The sequence below is a fragment of the Streptomyces sp. 11-1-2 genome, from assembly GCF_003595545.1.
In the GTDB taxonomy this organism is placed as follows: Bacteria; Actinomycetota; Actinomycetes; order Streptomycetales; family Streptomycetaceae; genus Streptomyces; species Streptomyces hygroscopicus_B.
This window is the reverse complement of the sequence record NZ_CP022545.1, coordinates 8,797,203-8,816,973: the sequence shown is the minus strand read 5'-3', so window position 1 is coordinate 8,816,973 and position 19,771 is coordinate 8,797,203. Positions and strand designations below refer to the sequence as shown.

Here is a 19,771-nt window from a genome sequence, read left to right as displayed (position 1 = left end):
GGAGCCCACCGGCCAGCCTGGAACGCATGAGCGAGAACTACGAGATGCGGGCCATCGCGCCCGAGGTGCTGAAGCAGCTACGGATCACCGACGACGCGGGAAACCCGCCGCGCGTGGTGGTGGAGGACGAGGAGGGCGGCAGCCCGATGCGCTGCTGCCTGGGCCGGAGCCGGCCGCACGAGACCATCGTGCTCGTCTCCTACGCCCCGCTGCGCCGCTGGGCCCAGGAGACGGGTGCCACACCCGGCCCGTACAACGAGGTCGGCCCGGTCTTCATCCACCCCGAGGAGTGCGACGGCTGGACCGGCCCCGGGATCGCGGAAGGCATCCCGGGCGAGCGGCGGGTGCTGCGGGCGTACTCCGCCGAGGGCAACATCCTCGGCGGCCGACTGCTGAACGACGGCGAACCGACGATCGAGGAGGGGCTGGCCGAGCTGTACGCGGACCCGCAGGTGGCGGCGGTGCATGTGCGCGCCGTCGAGTTCGGCTGCTTCCTGGCCGAGACGCGGCGGGTCTGACGGCGCTCTGGGGGGCGCTCTGGCGGCGCTCTGGCGGCGAGGCCGACCGGGCCCCTTCAGGCCCGGCGGCTCATTTCACGCCCCCCGGGCTGCTTCAGGCCCCGGCCGCTGCATCACGCCCCCCCGGGGGGCTGCTTCGGCCCGGGGGCCGCTTCACATCTCCGCGGCGGCTTCGGCCCCGGCGGCTTTCAGGGCCCGGCGGCACAACGCGTCCGCGCGCCGTGTCGTCTCGGGCTGCCGGAAGTCGCGGGCCAGATGCAGGGTGTACGCGCAGGCGTCGGCGATGGTCACCCGGTGGCCGACGGAGACGAAAAGCGGCTTCACCCCGTCGCGGGTGCGCAGTGCCCGGCCGACCTCCTCGTCCCCGTCGAGCAGGGGCGACCAGTCGCCGCGGCGCGGCCCCGGGTCGGCATGGCGGAAGCCGAAGGGGTTCTTGGCGACGCCGATGGTGGGCAGTCCGGTGAGCACCCCGAGATGGCTGGCCAGCCCGAACCGGCGGGGGTGGGCGAGGCCGTAGCCGTCGCACACCACCAGGTCGGGGCGGCGGCCGAGCCGCCGGTCGAGGTCGCCGAGCGCGTCGAGGACGGCCGGGATCTCACGGAAGGCCAGCAGCCCGGGGACGTACGGGAAGGTGACCCGGCCGACCGCGGTGGCCTCCGCGACGACGGCGAGGCCACCGGCGTCCAGGGCCACGGCGGCGGCCGCGACCAGGTCGCGCTCGTCGTCGTACGCCACGTCCACCCCGACGAGCGCGCCGGTGCCGGTGCCCGGCTCGGGCAGCTCCCCGCCGACGACCACGGACGCCCGCGTCCGCTCCTGGACGGCGATCGCCTCGGCCTCGGTGGTGGGCCAGTCGCGGGGCAGCTCATATCGTGGATCGACAGCGCTGGTCATCGTGTGGCTCACGTTACTAGCCTGCACGTCATGTTCGTACTGGAGATCACATACACCGCCTCGGCCGACCGCGTCGAGGCCGCCCTCCCCGAACACCTCGTCTGGGTGGACGACCACTTCGCGAACGGAACCTTCCTCGCCTCCGGCCCCAAGAACCCCCGCGACGGCGGGGTCATCCTGGCGCTCGGCGACGACCGGGCGAGGATCGAGGAGATGGTGGCGAGCGACCCCTTCATCGTCGCGGGGGTCGGCGAGTACACCATCACCGAGTTCCTGGCCACCCGCACGGCACCGGCCCTGGCCGAACACCGTCAGCAGCGGCCGTAAGGACCGCGCGGGACGGCGGCAGGGTCCTTACGGAGCGCCGGTCGGCTCCATCCGGGCGATGCGGCCCTGTTCGCCCGCCGCCCAGCAGGCGAGGTCCGGGGTGCAGTCGACCGTGTCGTAGGAACCCTGGTCGACGGGGCGCCAGGTGCGGCCCGCGTCGAGGGTGAGGTCGGTGCCCGTCGGGCCGACCGCGAGGGCCGCGTGGGCGCTGTACGGGAGCCAGGTGACGCCCGAGCGGTACGCGGGCGGCGGCTGGGCGGACGAGGTCCAGTGGGTGCCGCCGTCCCCGGTGACGGCCGCGGCCCGTGGGGACGGCTCGCCTGGACGGTAGTCGCCGCCGACGGCGATGCCCTTACGGTCGTCACGGAAGGCCAGCCCGAAGACTCCGCGCGCGGGGTCGCCCGCCGGGATCGGCGCATCGGTCACCGTCCAGGTGCGACCCCGGTCGGTGGAGTGGAACACCCGGGATGTGGCCGAGCCACCGGTGGCGAACCAGGCACTGCGGCTCCCGGCGGCGACCAGGCACTGCCCGCTCGCCGCGAACGACGCCTCGCCCGGCTGCGCCGCGGGCATCCCGTCCGACGGCAGGACGCGCCAGCTCCGGCCGCCGTCGCCGGTGGCCAGTATGCGGTACCGGCCGTCCACCGGGTCGCTCAGCGCGATCCCATGGCGGGCGTTGAAGAACGTCAGGCAGTCGTAGAAGGCGCGCGGATCGGTGTTCCGGAAGCTCTCGCTCCAGGTGGCGCCGCCGTCATCCGTACGGAAGACCCGTGACGCCTCGCCCTCGCCGATGGCCAGCACCACCGCCCGGCGCGCGTCGAACGCCTCCACATCGCGGAACTCCAGCCCCTCCGCACCGGGCGGCGAGACATTCGCCCAACTGCGCCCGCCGTCGTGCGTCCGCAGCACCGTGCCCTTGGTGCCCGCGACCCACGCCGTCGTGCGGCTGATCGCGGCCAGCCCGCGGAACCGGGCGTCGGTACCGCTCTCCTTGAGCCGCCAGCCCAGCCCCAACCGGCCTTCTCCGCCCGCCGGTTGCGCATGGGCGGGCACGGCCACCACGGCGGCGAGCGCCGCCCCGCAGAGCCCGGCCGCCACCACACGTCTCATCATGCCCACGATCCCCATGCCCCTCATGGGCCTGGAAGCTAGCCCATGCGCGTGATCGACGTCCATGGACGCGTGAGCGGACGATCGGGAAGATGGCGGACGTCGCCGGCCGTAAGGCGCTCAGGGCGACCCTCCCCTAGGCCCTGTCCGGCGGATCTTCGCGGGCCCGCGACGCCTGGCACGGCGCCCCCAGCTACCGCTGGGAGGTGCCCCCGGCCGCGTTGTCGGGATCGTCCGAGTACGACCCGGTACGAGGACGACCCTCCGCCTTGCGATGCACCGCACCAGACGCCGCGGGCTGATCCGCGAAGATCCACCGGACAGGGCCTAGTACTCCAGCAGCGTTTCGCTATCTGGCCTGGTCAGGGGTGTCGTCCGGAGTGTAGTGGGCTGGTGGTGTGTCAGGGGCGGTCTTGCCGGAGTGCCCCTCCAACGAGTGGAGTCGTCGCCGGTAGTGGCAGTGGCGGGCGACGAGCTGGCGCCTGCGGCGCCAGCGTGACCAGTTCAGCATGTGCGCGCGAAGCGACCGGTCGGGTCGGCGGTTCCCGGTGAGGCGAGGCGCCAGGAGCCGCCGGACTTCTGCCACGGTGAGCGGAGCCAGGGGGCCGGAAGCGTTTCTGCACCCCCCTTTGCTCCCGCGTCGGCCGCCATGACCGCGAGGTAGGCATGGGCAAGCATGGCCAGGGTGATGTGCCGGTACCAGCCGATGTAACGGCGGACCTCGTACTGGTCCAGGCCGCACTCGTTCTTCGCGGCCTGGAAGCACTCCTCGATCTGCCAGCGCATCCCGGCGATCCGCACCAGGTCGGCCACCGCGGCCTCCCGTGGGGCGTAGGCGAGGAAATACGCGATCTGCTCGGGCTTGCTGGGACTGCGGCGGGCCAGTGCCCACCGCCGACGGACGGGAACATCGCCCTGGTAGTCGAACTCGGCCACCGTGGGCAATTCCAGTGCCGCCCAGTGGTAGAGCCGCGGCCCCTTGGCCCCGTCGCCGCACGAGATCGGCTCCCATGCCTCCACGGGGGCCTGAGCGAAGAGGTGGTCGATGCGCGGGCCGAAGACCTGCTGGGACTTGGGCACTGCGAGCACATAGCCGAGACCGGACTGCTCCAGCAGACGGCGGAAGCGTCCCTCTTGCCCGTAGGCGGCGTCCGCGGCCACCCAGGCGAGGGGGAGATCGGAGGCCAGGGCACGCAGTACGAGGCGCTTGGCCAGCTCTCCCTTGGTGGCGAAGCCGCGTTCGTCGGGGACTTTCGCCGCCCGGCAGCGCTCGCGGTCGTCCGTCCACGACCTGGGCAAGTACAGCTCCCGGTCCACCAACGCCCGTCCGGTGCTGGTGGCGTAGGCGGCGAAGACACCGATCTGGCAGTTCTCGGTGCGGCCGGCGGTGCCGGAGTATTGGCGCTGCACTCCGGCCGAGGTGGTGCCCTTCTTGATGAAGCCGGTGTCATCGATGACGAGCACCCCGCCGTCATCGCCGAGGTGCCTGGCGACATATGACTGCAGGTCGTCGCGGACGTCGGCGGCGTTCCAGGTTGCTCCATTCAGCAACCGCTGGAGGCCATCGGGGGTGCGATGCCCGGCGAACTCGGCCAGTTGCCAGCCGTTCTTGCGGCCGACAGGGGCGAGCAGGCCCCGCACATAGTCCCGCATCCGGCGCCGCAGGTCGGCACGGCCAAACCGGTGGCCGATGCAGAGGAAGAGGTCGTCGAGTTCTCGTTCCCAGGCCGCGTCCGCATGTTCGTCGATCACGTTGGGAGGCTGTCCGTATCACAGCCCGGCCATTTCCCCGATCCACTCGTTGGAGGGGCACTCCGGCAAGACCGCCCCTGACACACCACCAGCCCACTACACTCCGGACGACACCCCTGACCAGGCCAGATAGCGAAACGCTGCTGGAGTACTAGTGTCCTGCGCCGGAGATCCGTCGGCAGAATTGGGCGAGGGATTCGAGGATCTCCTCGGCGGTCTTGGTCCAGATGAACGGCTTGGGGTCTGCGTTCCAGTCCTTGACCCAGGTGCGGATGTCGGCTTCAAGGGTCTGGACGTTCTTGTGTGCGCCGCGGCGGATCTTCTGGTCGGCCAGGAAGCCGAACCACCGCTCGACCTGGTTGATCCAGGAGGAGCCCGTCGGGGTGAAGTGCATGTGGAAGCGGGGGTGTTTGGCCAGCCACGTCCTGATCGCTGGGGTCTTGTGGGTGCCGTAGTTGTCACAGATCAGATGGACCTGGAGATGCGCGGGCACCTCCTTGTCGATCCTGATCAGGAACTTCTTGAATTCCGCTGCCCGGTGCCGACGGTGCAGAGCACTGATGACCTCGCCGGTGGCGACGTCGAACGCGGCGAACAAGGTGGTCAGGCCGTTGCGCACGTAATCATGGGTCCGGCGCTCGGGCATGCCCGGCATTATCGGCAGCACCGGCTGGGACCGGTCCAGAGCCTGGATCTGCGATTTCTCATCCACCGACAGCACCACGGCGCCCTCGGGCGGGTTGAAGTACAGGCCGACGACGTCGTAGACCTTCTCCACGAACAACGGGTCCGTCGACAGCTTGAAGGTGTCTGTCTGGTGCGGCTTGAGCTGGAACTTCCGCCAGATCCGGCCAACGGTCGACTTCGACAGGCCACTGTGCTCGGCCATCGACCTACGGGACCAGTGGGTGGCGTTCTTCGGGATCTCCTCCAGCGTGGTGACCACGACCGCCTCCACCTGATCGATGCTGATGGTGGGCGGCCGGCCCGGCCGCGGCTCGTCGGCCAGGCCATCCAGCCGCTCAGCGAGGAACCGGCGCCGCCACTTGCGGACCGTGTCCGCACTCACCCGCAGATCCCGAGCAACCGCCACAATCGGCGGCACCTCCGGCCCCGCACACGCCAGCACAATCCGCGCGCGCAGGGCCAGAGCCTGGGCCGATGTCGCCCGACGCGTCCACCGCTCCAACACCGCCCGCTCCTCATCACAGAGCAGCAACGGCTCCAGCTTCGGGCCCCGACGAGGAACTGATGCACCAGCAGCAGAAGTCACACCACTACTAACGATCAACTACCGGCGCAGGACACTAGCGGGATACGCAGAGCCGGACCACCAGCGAGACGCAGCCCCGGGAGTCGCCGGAGCCGGGGTCGGTCGGCTTGGCCGTGGGCCGCTGCGTGGGCTGCCGCGTCGGCTCGTCCGTGGGCTGTCCGCTCGGGGTGCCCTCCGGGTCCTTGGTCCCGCCATCCGTGGGCTTCCCGGTCGGTTCGTCGGTCGGCTGGTGGGACGGGCTGCCCGACGGGGAGGAAGAAGCAGACGAAGAGGGCGAGCCGGGCGAAGACGGCCGGGATGAGGGCGAAGCGGAGGAAGAGGACGACGGCGCCTTCCGCGAGGGCGAGACGGCGCTGGACGGCACATCCGCCGGGGAATGCCCCGTGGGCACGCTCGACGTGGACGGCCGGTTCCGGGACGCCTCCCCCGGAGCGCCCACCCGCGACCCGCCCGAGTGCCGCGCGGCCCCGGACGTGGCGGACGTACCCGAAGCCGACGACGAGCCGGACGAAGCGGAAGAGCCAGACGAATCAGAGGAGTCGGATGTGTCCGATATAGACGGCGCCGACACCCCGGCCGGCTGCTGAGCCTCCGCCGAGCCGCCGTCCGTCAGCGCGAGCCCCGTCATGACCGCCGCCCCCGCGACCAGCAGCACCCCGCCCGCAGCCGCCGCGACCGCCACCGGCCCCGCCTGGCGCACCTGCCCGCGGACGAGGTGGTGCATGGAACGGCGGGACGAGACCAGCGGCCCGTTCGAGGGAGCCGCATGCGAACCGCCGGATGCCATGGCGCCCACTCCGGCGGCCCCTACGGCGCCCACCGCGGCGGCGGCCGCCAGGGGTGCCAGGAAGCGCGCCATGCCCCGGTCGTACAGCGCCAGCAGCGCCGGGCCGGTCAGCGCGGACAGCCGGTCGTCGGCCGCCACGAGCTGCTCCATCCGGCCCCGGCAGTCCCGGCAGCCGTCGATGTGCACGGCGATCCGCTCGGCCTGGTCCGGGGAGTCCACGCCCTGCACATGGCCGGGCAGCCGCTCCCAGTGCTCACCGCACGCGGCGCTCGCCGGATAACCGGGCTGGGCGCGCAGGAACTCCTGGCGCACACTGCCACGGACCCGCTCCACCAGGGCCGCCGCGCCGTCCGGGCTCACTCCGGTCCGCCACGCCACCTCCTCCGGCGGCAGCCCGTCCACTTCGGCGAGCCACAGCACCTTCACCCAGCGCTGCGGCAGCTCATGGAGGACCTGCACAAGCGGTTCGAGGTACGACGCCTGCTGCGCCGGGCCCCAGCCCCCCGCCCCGGCCGAGAGCCCCCTTGCGGCGCTCGTCAGCTCGGCGGGGACGGCGTCGGCACCGAGCGGGTGCCCGGCACGCAGCCGGCGCCACACGCTGTAGTGCGCCTCGGCCACCAGGTCCCCGGCAACCCAGGGGTTACCGGTAAGAGTTCGGGCATATCCGCACAGACGCGAATATTCGGCTTCGTAGATACGGGTGTAGGCGGCCGCGTCGAGCGGTGCGTGACCTTCGGTCATGGTGGAACAACCCCTGGGGTGGGTGCCTCGTCATTGCCGCCGTTCTGTAACAGCTCCGCACGGCGCCCCGAGACCTTGCATGGTTTGGCAAGCCTAAATGCCCTATGTCCCCTCGAAAAAACACTCGTGACGCACGTCACGTCGAAAGCGGGTGCACTGCCCTGATCGCCCAAACGTCTTAACTCTCGAAAGGGCGACGCGCCCCGCACCTGTCGCAAGGGAGCCGACGTGACCACTGTCATCGATCAAGCCGTCCAGGCACAGCTCATCGCGTCGACGCCCGAGTCACGCGCGATTCCGGCGTGCCTGCGCTATGAGCGGGACGACCCGTTCGCCGTCCGCGTCTCCTTCCCGCCCTCCGCGTCCCTCGACGGCTCCACCGTGGAGTGGACGTTCGGGCGGGAGCTGCTGTCGGCCGGGCTGCGCGGCCCGGCGGGGAGCGGGGATGTGCAGATGTGGCCGTGCGGGCCGCGGCGGACGGTCCTGGAATTCCATGCCCCCGAGGGCATGGCCATGGTCCAGTTCGACACCGCGGATCTCCGCAGATTCCTCGGCCGCTCGTACGCCATCGTCCCCGAGGGCAGCGAGGCCGGGGAGCTCGACCTGGACCAGGGGCTGGCGTCACTGCTGAGAGACGCCTGAGCCGGTACGGACACCTGTGAGCCCGCCCGTACGGACCAAGTGAGCCTGTCCGTGCGGACACCCGTGAGACCGCCCGTACGGACACCTGGAGCCCGTCCGTACGGACACCTGTGAGCCGCCCTTACGGACCTCGTGAGCCCGTACGGCGGACACCCGTGAAGCCCGTACGGCGGACACCCGTGAGCCCGTACAGGCGCTCGAGCCCGCCCTTACGGTGAGGGGGTCAGGTGGCGGTCGCGGCCGTGGTCGCCGCCAGCATGGCCGTGGCGACGGCGGCGGCGAGTGCCGTCCGCACCTGGGCGATCACCTTCTCCAGTACCGGCCCCATGCCCCCGCAGCGCTCCCCCAGTTCGAGGATCCGGTGCTTGCGGACCTTGGCGTCCGTGGCCGTCACCACGGCCCGCAGCTCGCCCGCCGCCGCCAGGGTGACCAACGCCGCTTCCCGTTCGGACACTTCGGCCGCCGGCTGCTCGCCGTGCAGTACGCGCACCGCGTCATCCCGCATCCCGGCCACCTGATCGGGCCGTTCCAGCGTGTACTCCTTGGCCGGGAAGAGCCCCAGCACCCGCCTCCCCTTCGCCCGCACATAACCGGCCGCCACCATCTGGTCGCGGACCGCGTGCTCGGTCAGCCGCGGCTGATGTCCCACCCAGATCTGCCAACTGCGCGGCCGGGATTCGCCGATCAGCTCCAGCAGCCCGTCGAGCGCCCGGTCTCCCGTGGCGGCGTCGGCCACCGGACAGGGGCTGCCGTCGGTGTCGGTGAGCATGCCCCGCTGAACGAGTTCGGTAAGGGCGGCGGCGCGGACGAGGAGGGCGGTATGAGCACCGGTGGGCCGACCGGTCTCGGGATCGTAGGAGAGCAGGTAGAGGGAGGCGGCGAGGGAGAGCGAGCCGTTCGGCATGGGAACCTCCGACGGTCGGGCGTCCGGTGGGGCGGCGTACCTCGACCATATCGGCCACGCGCCCCCATGATCGACCCTCCGCCCCGAGGTTCCGGCGGGGCCGGACACGTCATCCTCCCGGGGGCTCGGCCGCCCCAGGCCCCCGCGCCTCCGTACGGGACACGGCAGACCCGGCCCCGGGTCTCGGCCGCCCCGAGGCTCTTCGACTCCGCCCGAGATACGCCTCCGCCCGAGATACGGCAGGCCCGGCCCCGGGTCTCGGCCGCTCCAGGGCTCTTCGCCTCCGTACGGGATACGGCAGGCCCGCCACTGGGTCCCGGCCACTCCAGGGCCCGTCGCCTCCGTACGGGACTGGGCAGGGCCCGGGACACGCGGAGATGGCGGCCACGCGTACCCCCGTGTGTACGCGTAGCCGCCATCGGCCCCATTCCCCCGTTGGCCCGCTCGGACCTGACACCCCCGTCGGCCCGTCGGGCCATGTGACCCCCTGTCGGCCCTCCTCGGGCCGCGTCCTCCGTCAGCCCCCTCGGGCCGTCTCACCCCCGTCAGCCCCTCGGGCCGTGTCCCCCGTCGACCCCCCGTCTGGCCGTGCCCCCCGTCGGCTCCCTAGTGCGTGTAACCCCCGTCGCCCCCTCAGGCCGCGTCGCCCCCCGTTGCCCCTCAGGCCGCATCGCCCCCGTCCGGCCCCTCGGGCCCGTCACCCCCGTCGGCCCTCGGCTCCTCGGCCCCTCGGCCCCCGCGCCGCCCCCGTCGGGCTCCGTCAGAGCTCCGTCAGGCCCTGCTCACGGGTGGTACAGCTTGACCACGGCCGTCGTGGTGGTCCGCTTGAAGTCGGCCACCGGGGCCTGGTCGTAGCCGCCCATCTCGCCCCACGACACGACGGTGACGGTCCGGCCGTCGCGCCCCACCCCGAAGAGGTGGATGCCGGGCTCCGAGTCCGGGTACGAGGTGTGGACGCCGTAGACATGGGCGCCGTCCTCGGCCGTCAGCGCGCCGTAGTCCCGCCCTGAGGCGGTGCCCTGCGGGTAGTCGCGCACCCAGTCCGCGGCGCAGTTCTGGATCTTCTTCTCGGCCGCGGCGGCGAGCTTGCGGGCCGCCTCCACCGTGCCGGTCCTGACCACGATCTGGGTGGCGCTGGTGTCGTACTCGGTCCAGAAGGTGCGATGGGTCGCCCCGGCCGACGGCAGGGTCTTCTCCACGCAGAACGGAGCGGTCTCGGGCAGGCCCCGAGTGACATCACTCGCGTACCAGTCCGAACTCGGGTGCGGCGGGAGCTCCCTCGGCACGAGGTGGCCGGGGGTGCCCTGCGGTACGGCCGCCTGCGCCTCCGCCCGGGCCGACGGTGCGTGGGCCTGGGCCGGCCCGGTCCCGGCCACGGCCACGACGGCGGCCGCGGCCACGACGCCGAGCGCGGCGCCGCGGAATGTGTGCGTGGGCTTGCGCATGAAGTGTTTCCTCGTCTCTTCCCGATCTAAGGATCTGTGCAGGTCCGCCGCCGCACCGGGAGGTCGCGACGGCAGGACAAGCGTGTGCGCCAGCTGGCCGTGGCCGCTACGACCGGCGGGGCATGCGGGACGCTGGAATGCCTGCACGTACGCTGACTTGGGGGTATGACAACACCCTGGAACGCGCCCGTGGAACGCTCACGGGACGAAGTCGCGGTGCCGGGGACGATATGGGGGGTGGTGGCGTGGGGAACGCCAAAGAGGTTGAGGACTTCGCCGAGAGGCTGCGGGTGCTGAAGGAGCGCTCGGGCCGCAGCTACGGCTCGCTGGCCACACGACTGCACGTCAGCACGTCCACGCTGCACCGCTACTGCAACGGCGACGCGGTCCCGGCGGAGTACGCCTCCGTCGAGCGCTTCGCCCGGCTGTGCGGCGCCACCCCGGAGGAACTGCTCGCGCTCCACCGCCGCTGGATCCTCGCGGACGCCTCCAGACGCCGCGCACGCGAGGCCGATCGCGAGAGCGCGACCGGCCGACCGGTGACCGACGGCACGGCGTCGGCCCCGCGCGGGGGCGTGGCCGACCGCCCGGCAGCGGACGGCACCGCGCCCGGACCCGAGGCGGACGCGCGGTGCGGTGACGGTGAGCCGCGCCCGTCAGCCGACGCACGAGAAGGCGACGACGACCCGTCGGACAACTCTGGGACCGCCGCCACTCCCGGCGCCCGCCCGGACGCCGGCCGCCACCGGGGGCACGTCGCCGCCTCCGGCCCGGGCCCGGGCCCGGTGACAGACACTCCCCGGGGCGCGCCCGCTCCGACCGGCCCGGCCGGAGACGGCACCGGGCCGGAAGCGGGTGGGCGCTCCCGCGACGCTCAGCCGTACGCGGCAGCCGATGCGCGCCAAGACACCGCCGATGAACGGCAGGGCACCGCCACCCCGGCCGACGCTTCGAGGGCCACGCCGACGTCCGGCGTCCCGGCCGCGCACCGCACTGCCTCCGCGACCGACCCCTCATCGGGCGGCCAAGGCTCCGCACGCCGTGGCGGGGCCGCACACCAGGACGGAAACCCGAGGAACCCGCGCCAACGCGGCGACACCAGGGACACCGGCGACACCGGGGACACCACCAAGCGCGCCGTCGGTGCCCGGGCACCGTCCGCAGCCGCCGGGCAGGCCCAGCCCCACGCCGCGCCCACGGACAAGACCGCGCCCACGGACGACGCCGGATCCGCCGCCACCGCGCGGAGGCGGTTGCGGGCGGTGTCGGGGAGCGACGGTGGCACCGCCGTCGTGTCACGGGCTCGGCGGCCGTGGGCGTTATTGGCCGGGGCCGCCGCCGTCGTCGTGCTCGCCGTCACCGCGGTCGAGGTACGGCCGCCCGGCGAGGACGGCCGTAAGGACGCCGCGGCCTCACCCCGCTCCGCCGCCCCCTCGTCCAGGCCGCACGCCGGGCCGACCGCCCGCGGGCATCTGGACCGTCAGAAGACGGACGGCGACGAGGCATCCGGCGCACCGCATGGCGACAAGAAGGACGGTAAGGGCGAGCGCGGCAAGGAGCAGAGGGCCAATGGGGGCGCCTCCGGCTCCCCCGCGCCCGGCACCTCCAAGGGCCCGGACGGCGGCGGCTCCACCCAGGTCCCGCTCACCCTCTCCACCCGTTCCCATGTCTGGGAGAACGGCTGCGGCCACCGCTATCTCATCGACCGGTCCCCCTCCGAGGTCGCCCCGCCGCCCACCGAACAGGACGCCCCGACCTGGGCCGCCGCCCATGACGCGGTGCACGGCGGGACCACCAACGTGGAGGTCACGGTGCAGGGCCGGGCCTCGTCGGCCGTCGTCCTGCAGGCCCTGCACGTACGGGTAGTGGGCCGCCGCACCCCGCTCGCGTGGTCGTCGTTCGCCATGGACAACGGCTGCGGCGGCTCCCTCACCCCGCGCGCCTTCTCGCTGAACCTGGACGCCGCCCGTCCGCTGGCCCGCCCCACCGAGGGCAACGACGCGGGCAAGCCGATCCCCGCCGTCCGCTTCCCCTACCGCGTCTCGGCCTCCGACCCGGAGGTGCTGCTCGTCAACGCCCGGACGGCCGGCTGCGACTGCAGTTGGTACCTGGAGCTGGACTGGACGAGCGGCGGCCGCTCGGGGACGCTGCGGATCGACGACCACGGCTCGCCGTTCCGCACCAGCAGCATCAAGGGACGCCCGCAGTACGCCTACGACTACACCGACGGCTCCTGGCACCCGAGCGACTGAGCGACTGAGCACCCGGCGGCGGCGCCGTCCCGCCCAACCGGCGACGCCATCTCACTCCACCGGCGGCGCCGTCCCGCCCCACCGGCGACAGCGTCTTCACTCCACCGTCGTCGTCAGCCGCAGCGCCGCGTCCCGGACATCCGCGTGCGGATGGCCGCGCAGCGAGCGCACCCGTTCCCGCCAGGGCTCCGCCCATTCCGTACGCGCCCCGCCCACCTCGGTAAGGGTCGCGGCGAACAGCCCGGAGGCGTGGCCTCCGTCCTCGTCGAGCTGTCCCGCGGCACGCAGCAGACCGGCGTCGGAGCCCGGCCGCAGCGCGGTGTTCAGCCGTCGGCGCAGGGCGTCGGCGGTGCGGACGGCGAGCGCGGGGCGGGTGGTGTGCAGCCGGGCGAGGCGGGCGAGCCCGGCGGACAGCGGGCCGGGTCGGGCGTCCAGGTCGAGGGCGTTCACCAGCACATGGGCGGCCTCCTGGACGAACGTCTCGTATCCGGCGAGGAGTTCACCCGCGGCCCGCGCGGTGCGCCGAGTCACGCGGGGCCGCATCCGGGCCCGGGTGGCGAGCCGGTCGACGAGGTGCTGGATACGGCGGCGGGCGGGGCGGTCGCGGTCCGGTTCGGCGTCGGGGCCGCCGGGCCGGGCGTCGGCGGTGACCAGCGCGGCGAGCGCCCAGGCCAGCGGGTTGTCGCCGGGCGACCCGTCAGGGGCCGCGGCCATCAGGTCCAGCAGAGCGTCGGCGGCGGGCCGCCAGCTCGCCCGGTTGCCCAGGTCGGTGACGGCCGCGACCAGCACGGCCGCGGCGTCCGGCGCCCACGGTGACCACCCGGCCAGCGCCCCGTATCCGGCCGCCGCCACCTCGGGGTCGTCGGTGTCGCAGACGACGCGTATGAGCTGGGCGTAGCGGCCGCGGTGCGCCTCGGGGAGGTCCAGCGGGCGGGTGCGCAGCACGGCGTGGCGCAGTTCGCGCCGTCCGCTCGCGGCGGCGGTCAGCAGCTCCCAGGAGCGTTCGGCGTCGAGCGGCCGGGTGGCGAAGGCGACGCAGGCGGCCTGCACATCGGGGTGTTGGCCGGGCAGTTCGAACGCGTCGGCGAGCAGCGCGGCGGCGTCGGTCACCGGGAGCAGGGTGGCGGCGAGCCGGACGGCCTCCTTACGGCTGGTGACCTTCGCGGGGACGGGCGGTACGGCCGTGGCGACCCCGTCCGGCGCGAGCACCCCGCGGACCAGTCGCCCCAGCCGTGACGGCTCGGCGTACCGGGCCGCTCTGGTGGCCGCGTACACCGCCACCCGGGCCCGGTCGCCGCCCGCGTGGGCCAGCAGGGCGGGCAGCGCGTCCCCGGGGCGGTCGGTCCGGGCGAGGGCGGCGAGCGCGGCCTCGGCCAGGACCACATCCGGGGCGGCGGCCCAGGTCCGGACGGTGGCCGCGCCGGTGCCGGGGATCAGCGCGGCGTCGGCGATGGCTGCCGCCCGCTGCTGTGGCCGTAGGGAGGTGTCGGCGGCGGCGCGGTCCAGGAGGCGGGCGGCGGCGGCCTGTTGGCGGGACAGCAGGCGGCCGGTGTCCCGGCCGGTGGGCGGGGTCCAGTGGGTGCCGGGGGTGAGGAAGCGCCCGTACGGCGGGGTGTCGTCGAGGACGAGGTCGAGCAGGTCGGTGCGACGGCGGGTCAGCACGGCCAGGACGGGCGGCAGCACGGCCGCCGAGGGCTCGTGGGCCAGCAGCTCGGCCACGCGGGCGTCCCGCTCCGCCGGTGGTTCCAGCCATAGCCCGATGGCGGTGCGGACCGTCGCGTCGCTGCCGAACGAGATGGCCTGCCATAGGAGTTCCTGCAGCTCGGGCAGGGTGTGGGCGCGCTGTCCGAGGGAGCGGGCGAGGGCGAAGGTCAGCTCGTGGTCGACCCGTTCGGCGCCCGCCTCCAGCCAGGGCCGCAGCGCCTCGAACACCGCCTGCTCCTGGCCGCGCGGCAGTTGGTGGTCGAGGCGGCCCAGGTCGGCGGCGCCGACGCTGCCCGCGAGCCGGGTGAGGGTGCGCAGCGCCCAGCCCAGCAACTGCCGCCGCCCGGTGACGGCGTGTTCGCGCAGCAGCGCCACGGCGAGGTGGCGCAGCGCCTGGCGGGTGGCGGAGGACGAGTCGCGGGCGGAGATCGCCTCGGCCGCGATGCGGTCCAGATGCTCGGCGGCGCCGTCGGTGAACAGCGCGGGGTGAGTGCGGGCGAGCGCGCCGAGCGCCGCGGAGCGCACCGGGTCCTGCTCATTGCGCAGCCGCTCCAGCAGGTGCAGCAGGTCGGTGACGGCGTCCGGGTCGCCGGAGCGGGCGACGCACTGGATCAGCAGCGGATAGGCCAGGGCGCGGTCCTCGGCCGAGGAGCGGCGCACGGCGGCCAGCAGCTCCTCGCGCGCCTCGTCGACCGGCAGATGGGCCACCGACTCCAGGACGGTGGTCCAGGGCGCGCCGCGCTCGCGCGCCTGGGCGGCCATCCGGCGGGCCTCGGCCTGGCGGCGGGGGCGCGGCAGGACCTCCAGCACGGCCGGTTCGATGACGGCGTGGGCGGGGTCGCGTCCGTCCGTGGCCGCGTCGTAGAACGCGGCGCGGCGGGCAGGCGGCAGCGCGGCCAGCAGCCGGGCGAGGGCGTCGGCGTCGTGCCGCAGGGCCCGGCCCAGCTCGGCGAGCTCGGGCGGGTCGGCGCGGACGATCCGGCGCAGCACGGCCCGGTCCAGCCGGCGCCGGGTGCCGCTGTGCTCGGGGGCGAGCAGCAGCCGCAGCGTGCCGCCGGGCTCGGCGGCCACCAGCGCGGACAGCCGGGCCCGTACGGAGGCGGGCAGCGGGCCCTGGCAGTGGTCCTCCAGCAGCTCCAGCACTCGCTGAGGCCGGGCGGGCGCGGCGAGCGCGACACAGGACGCGTAACGGGTCCACCAGTCGGCGCGCAGCGGTGCGGGCAGCGCGGTGAGTTGGCGCGCCGCCTCGTCCAGGACGGCCACCGGATGGCGGGAGACGAGAGGCCGCCAGGCGCGGACGGCGTGGAACAGCCCGGGCAGCAGCCGCGCCACGGTCTCCGCCCCGCATCCGGGGAGCAGGCGGGCGGCCTCGCTGTCGCCCCAGCGCTCCCGGAACGGCTCGATCAGCCGGTCCGCGAGCGCGGTGCGCCGCCCGGCCACGACGGTGCGCACCAGTTCGCGCCGTACGGTGGCGGGCGCGTCCTCGAAGGCCGCCTCCAGCGCGTCGTCCGCGATCGCGCCGGGGCCGCCGCGGCGGGCGGTGTCGAGGGCGCGGTGCCGCACCACGGGGTCCGGGTCCGCGAGCCGCGCAGCGAGATGGGCGGTCCGCCCACCGGCGGCCGCGGCCACGGCCGCCAGCCGCCGCTCGTACGTCCCGCGCCGCTCCAGCGCCTCGATCAGCACACCCAGCCGCCCCTCGGCACTGGCCGCCCTCGCCCGCCTGGCCAGCTCCCGCATCCGGCGCGGGAAGGGCAGCGGATCGAGGACGGCGAGCAGCTCGTCGGCGAGGGCGCCGTGGGATTCGGAACCGCGGTGGGCTTCGAGCCCACGGCTGGGCTCGGAGCGAAGGTGGGCTTCGGACGCGTTGACCATGCCAGCGATTGTGCCGCTCACACGTCCGATCGCACGTCCCGCGGGAAGATGGATTCCCGGAGCACCCGTCGCCCCGGCCCCTCGCGCCCGGCCCCGCCCCCTCGCGTGCCCGGCCGTGGTCGCTCGCGTCCCGCCCGCGCGTGCCGCAGTCCGGGCCGCGGTGCACACGGCCTCGGCGACCCGCAGCCCGGCGGCGACCCCGGGCGCGCCCCGGCCGGGCTCGCCCGACCTCGCCCGACCCCACCGATCCCGCCAATCCCGCCAATCCCGCCAATCCCACCGATCCCGCCGGGGCCACCGGGACCAGCGGGACCAGCGGGACCGGCCGGGACCACCGGGGACCACCGGGGACCCCCGGGGCATCCGCTCACATCCCCGCCGCGCCCGCGGCTTCCGCGGCTTCCGCGGCTTCCCTACGCCGTGCGAGGGTGACCGGTGCCGCTTACGCTCGGTGTGTGGGCTGGCCGGGTGCGTCGACGGATCCACCTCGGGACCTGCCCCGTCGTCCGAGCCCGGAGGAGCCCATGCCGGAGCTGTTCATCGGCGGCCATTGGACGACCGCCCTCGACGGACACAGTCGCGAGATCCGCTGTCCGGCGGACGGCTCGCTGGTAGCCGTGGTCGACGAGGCGGGGCCGGGCGATGCCGCCGCCGCGGTGGCGGCCGCCCGGGACGCCTTCGACCGCGGATCGTGGCCCGGCACCCCGGCCGCCGACCGGGGCGCGCTGCTGCTGCGGGTGGCCGATCTGCTGGAGCGCGAGAAGCCGACGCTCGCCCGCGCCGAGTCCCTGGACACCGGGAAGCGGATGGTCGAGAGCGAGTACGACCTCGACGACATCGCGAACTGCTTCCGCTACTTCGGCAACCTCGCCTCCTCCGCCAGTGCAGGCCGTGTGATGGAGGTGGGCAGCACGGAGATCGACAGCAGGGTGGTGCACGAACCGGTCGGGGTCTGTGTGCTGATCACGCCGTGGAACTACCCGCTGCTGCAGACGGCCTGGAAGGTGGCGCCCGCGCTGGCCGCCGGGAACACCTTCGTCCTCAAGCCGAGCGAGCTGACCCCGCACACCGCGATCCATCTGATGCGGCTGCTGACGGAGGCCGGGCTGCCCGGTGGCGCCGCCAATCTGATCCTTGGTTCGGGGGCCACCGCGGGCGCGCCGCTGGTCACGGACGAACGGGTGGACATGGTGTCGTTCACCGGCGGGGTGGTCACCGGGCGCTGGATCATGTCGGCCGTCGCGCCCACGGTGAAGAAGCTGGCCCTGGAGCTGGGCGGAAAGAACCCCAATATCGTCTTCACCGACTGCGATTTCGACACCGCGGTCGACTACGCGCTCACGGCGGTGTTCCTGCACTCCGGGCAGGTCTGCTCGGCCGGCGCCCGGTTGCTGGTCCAGGAGCAGCTCCATGACGCGTTCGTCGACGAGATCGTCCATCGCGCCCGGAACATCCGGCTGGGCGGGCCGTTCGACGAGCACGCCCGCACCGGGCCGCTGATCTCCGCCGAGCACCGCCAGAAGATCGCCGACTATGTGGCGGCGGGGATCGACGAGGGCGCGGTACTGCGCTGCGGCGGAACCCCGCCCGACGATCCGGACCTGGAGAAGGGCTACTACTTCCTGCCGACCGTCCTGGACGACTGCACCCCGGACATGTCCGTGGTGCAGGACGAGTCCTTCGGCCCGGTGCTCACCGTGGAGCGGTTCCGGGACGAGGACGAGGCGGTGGCCCTCGGCAATGACACGGTGTACGGCCTGGCGGGCGGGGTGTGGACGCAGGACGCGGAGAAGGCGCAGCGGGTGGCGTCCCGGCTGCGGGCCGGGACCGTATGGATCAACGACTTCCATCCGTATGTCCCGCAGGCCGAGTGGGGCGGGATGAAGCAGTCCGGTATCGGCCGTGAGCTGGGCCCGTCGGGTCTGCACGAGTACCAGGAGCTCAAGCACATCTGGCGCAACACCGCACCCCGTCCGCAACGGTGGTTCGAATGACGGCGAGCGAGTCGGCAGGACCGCCGCCCAAGCCCAAGCCGGGCGGTTCGCATGACGACGACTCGCTCGCCGAACTCGGCTACCGTCCGGAACTCAAGCGCACCCTGGGCAACTTCCACACCTTCGCCGCCGGGATCAGCTACATCTCCATCCTGACCGGCACCTTCCAGCTCTTCTACTTCGGTGTCGCGCACGGCGGCCCGGCGTACTGGTGGTCATGGCCGATGGTGTTCAGCGGGCAGCTCATGGTGGCGCTGAGCTTCGCCGAGCTGGCCGGCCGCTATCCGGTGGCCGGTTCGGTCTACAACTGGTCCAAGCTGCTGGGCGGTCCGCATGTGGGCTGGCTGGGCGGCTGGGCGGCTGGGCGGCTGGATGATGATGACGGCCTCGATGGTGTCGCTGGCGGCAGTGGCGCTCGCGTACCAGGTGACGCTGCCGCAGATCTCCTCGTTGTTCCAGTTCATCGGTGACGGCTCCACCGGGACCGAGCGCGCGGCCAACGCGGTGCTGCTCGGCAGTGTGCTGATCCTGTTCACCATGATGATCAACGGCTTCGGGGTGAAGCTGATGGCCCGTATCAACTCCGCGGGCGTGGCCATCGAGCTGATCGCCACGGTCGTGCTGATCCTGCTGCTGGCCGCGAACATCGCCCGCGGCCCGTCCGTGGTGCTGGACACCTTCGGCCATGGCCAGGGTCAATCGCTGGGCTATCTCGGCGCGTTCCTCACCGCTTCGCTCGCCTCGGCGTATGTGATGTACGGCTTCGACACGGCGTCCTCGCTGGGCGAGGAGTCCGTGGACCCGGGCCGTAACGCGCCACACGCCATCCTGCGGGCGCTGGTGGCGTCGTTCGCCCTCGGCGGGCTCATCCTGCTCTTCGCGCTCATGGCGGTGCCGAATCCGCACGACAAACGGCTGGCGGCGGACGGTCTGCAGTTCGTGGTGCTCTCCTCGCTCGGCCACGGCGTGGGCCTGATGGTGCTGTGGTGCGTGGTCATCGCGATCACCGTATGCGCGCTGGCCGTGCACACCGCCGCCATCCGGCTGATGTTCGCCAACAACCTGCCCGGCGGCTCCCGGCTGGCCCGGGTCCATCCGCGGTTCCAGACCCCGCTGCTGCCGGCGATCCTGATCGGGCTGGTGGCCATCGCGATCCTGGTCCTCAACATCAACCAGCCGCAGATCTTCTCCGTGGTCACCAGCATCGCGATCATCATGATCTATTTCGCGTATCTGATGGTCACCCTGCCCATGCTGGTACGGCGGCTGAAGGGCGAATGGCGCCCGGCCGAGGGCCGCTTCTCGCTGGGGCGGCTGGGGCTGCCGGTCAATGTGCTGGCCGTGCTGTGGGGCACCGCGATGACCGTCAACCTCGCCTGGCCACGGGCCCAGGTCTACAACGCCACCGGACCGCAGCACTGGTATCTGCGCTGGGGGGCGGTCCTGTTCGTCGGCGTGGTCGCACTGGGCGGCTTCACCTACTACTGGTTCGTCCAGCGGACCCGTACGGGTGTGCTCGCCGAACACGCGGCCGCCACCACCCCGTGAGGAGAGGC

Annotated in this window: 13 protein-coding genes and 1 pseudogene; 6 read left to right on the top strand and 8 right to left on the bottom strand. The window is 73.3% G+C overall.

All coding sequences use genetic code 11. The features are described 5' to 3' along the window. The first annotated feature begins 26 nt into the window (after positions 1 to 26). On the top strand, positions 27 to 518 hold the full coding sequence (locus CGL27_RS37860) for a DUF1203 domain-containing protein (RefSeq protein ID WP_162953155.1): 492 nt from the start codon (positions 27 to 29) through the stop codon (positions 516 to 518). Positions 519 to 671: 153 nt separating this feature from the next. On the opposite strand, the gene CGL27_RS37855 is transcribed toward CGL27_RS37860, so the two are convergent. Then, positions 672 to 1,412: an endonuclease V gene (locus CGL27_RS37855; RefSeq protein WP_119992179.1), complete on the bottom strand. Its 741-nt coding sequence runs from the start codon at positions 1,410 to 1,412 to the stop codon at positions 672 to 674. Positions 1,413 to 1,442: 30 nt separating this feature from the next. Between CGL27_RS37855 and CGL27_RS37850 the strand changes: the two genes are divergently transcribed. Continuing rightward, on the top strand, positions 1,443 to 1,739 hold the full coding sequence (locus CGL27_RS37850; protein WP_078640061.1) for a YciI family protein: 297 nt from the start codon (positions 1,443 to 1,445) through the stop codon (positions 1,737 to 1,739). A 27-nt stretch (positions 1,740 to 1,766) separates the two neighbouring features. Here CGL27_RS37850 and CGL27_RS37845 read toward each other — a convergent pair whose 3' ends face one another. The 4 genes from CGL27_RS37845 to CGL27_RS37830 form a co-directional block, all read right to left on the bottom strand. Beyond that, positions 1,767 to 2,849, bottom strand: a complete 1,083-nt coding sequence (locus CGL27_RS37845; protein ID WP_078647241.1) for an oxidoreductase — start codon at positions 2,847 to 2,849, stop codon at positions 1,767 to 1,769. 504 nt (positions 2,850 to 3,353) lie between these two features. Next, a complete protein-coding gene (locus CGL27_RS37840) occupies positions 3,354 to 4,541 on the bottom strand; it encodes an IS701 family transposase (RefSeq protein ID WP_119994361.1) in 1,188 nt (395 codons plus the stop codon). Between the two features lie 211 nt (positions 4,542 to 4,752). Continuing rightward, positions 4,753 to 5,829, bottom strand: a complete 1,077-nt coding sequence (locus tag CGL27_RS37835; RefSeq protein WP_162953282.1) for an IS630 family transposase — start codon at positions 5,827 to 5,829, stop codon at positions 4,753 to 4,755. A gap of 79 nt (positions 5,830 to 5,908) precedes the next feature. After that, entirely contained in the window at positions 5,909 to 7,402 is a 1,494-nt protein-coding gene (locus CGL27_RS37830) for a hypothetical protein (protein ID WP_119992178.1), read from the bottom strand. A gap of 228 nt (positions 7,403 to 7,630) precedes the next feature. On the opposite strand from CGL27_RS37830, the gene CGL27_RS37825 reads away from it, so the two are divergent. Beyond that, positions 7,631 to 8,044, top strand: a complete 414-nt coding sequence (locus CGL27_RS37825) for an SsgA family sporulation/cell division regulator (RefSeq protein ID WP_059144298.1) — start codon at positions 7,631 to 7,633, stop codon at positions 8,042 to 8,044. A gap of 223 nt (positions 8,045 to 8,267) precedes the next feature. On the opposite strand, the gene CGL27_RS37820 is transcribed toward CGL27_RS37825, so the two are convergent. Beyond that, the gene (locus CGL27_RS37820) at positions 8,268 to 8,948 is read right to left on the bottom strand and encodes a GPP34 family phosphoprotein (RefSeq protein ID WP_119992177.1); all 681 of its coding nucleotides are present in this window, start codon (positions 8,946 to 8,948) and stop codon (positions 8,268 to 8,270) included. Between the two features lie 782 nt (positions 8,949 to 9,730). Continuing rightward, entirely contained in the window at positions 9,731 to 10,393 is a 663-nt protein-coding gene (locus CGL27_RS37815) for a hypothetical protein (RefSeq protein ID WP_119992176.1), read from the bottom strand. Between the two features lie 245 nt (positions 10,394 to 10,638). Between CGL27_RS37815 and CGL27_RS52510 the strand changes: the two genes are divergently transcribed. Further along, on the top strand, positions 10,639 to 12,645 hold the full coding sequence (locus CGL27_RS52510; RefSeq protein ID WP_240450779.1) for a helix-turn-helix transcriptional regulator: 2,007 nt from the start codon (positions 10,639 to 10,641) through the stop codon (positions 12,643 to 12,645). A gap of 96 nt (positions 12,646 to 12,741) precedes the next feature. On the opposite strand, the gene CGL27_RS37800 is transcribed toward CGL27_RS52510, so the two are convergent. Beyond that, positions 12,742 to 16,221: a hypothetical protein gene (locus tag CGL27_RS37800; protein WP_240450778.1), complete on the bottom strand. Its 3,480-nt coding sequence runs from the start codon at positions 16,219 to 16,221 to the stop codon at positions 12,742 to 12,744. Between the two features lie 524 nt (positions 16,222 to 16,745). Between CGL27_RS37800 and CGL27_RS37790 the strand changes: the two genes are divergently transcribed. Then, positions 16,746 to 18,215 (top strand): aldehyde dehydrogenase family protein, encoded by a 1,470-nt coding sequence (locus tag CGL27_RS37790; protein ID WP_119992174.1) that lies wholly within the window; start codon positions 16,746 to 16,748, stop codon positions 18,213 to 18,215. Then, a pseudogene (locus tag CGL27_RS37785) lies at positions 18,212 to 19,763 on the top strand (amino acid permease). The gene CGL27_RS37790 and the pseudogene CGL27_RS37785 overlap by 4 nt, the downstream one beginning before the upstream one ends. Positions 19,764 to 19,771 lie beyond the last annotated feature (8 nt).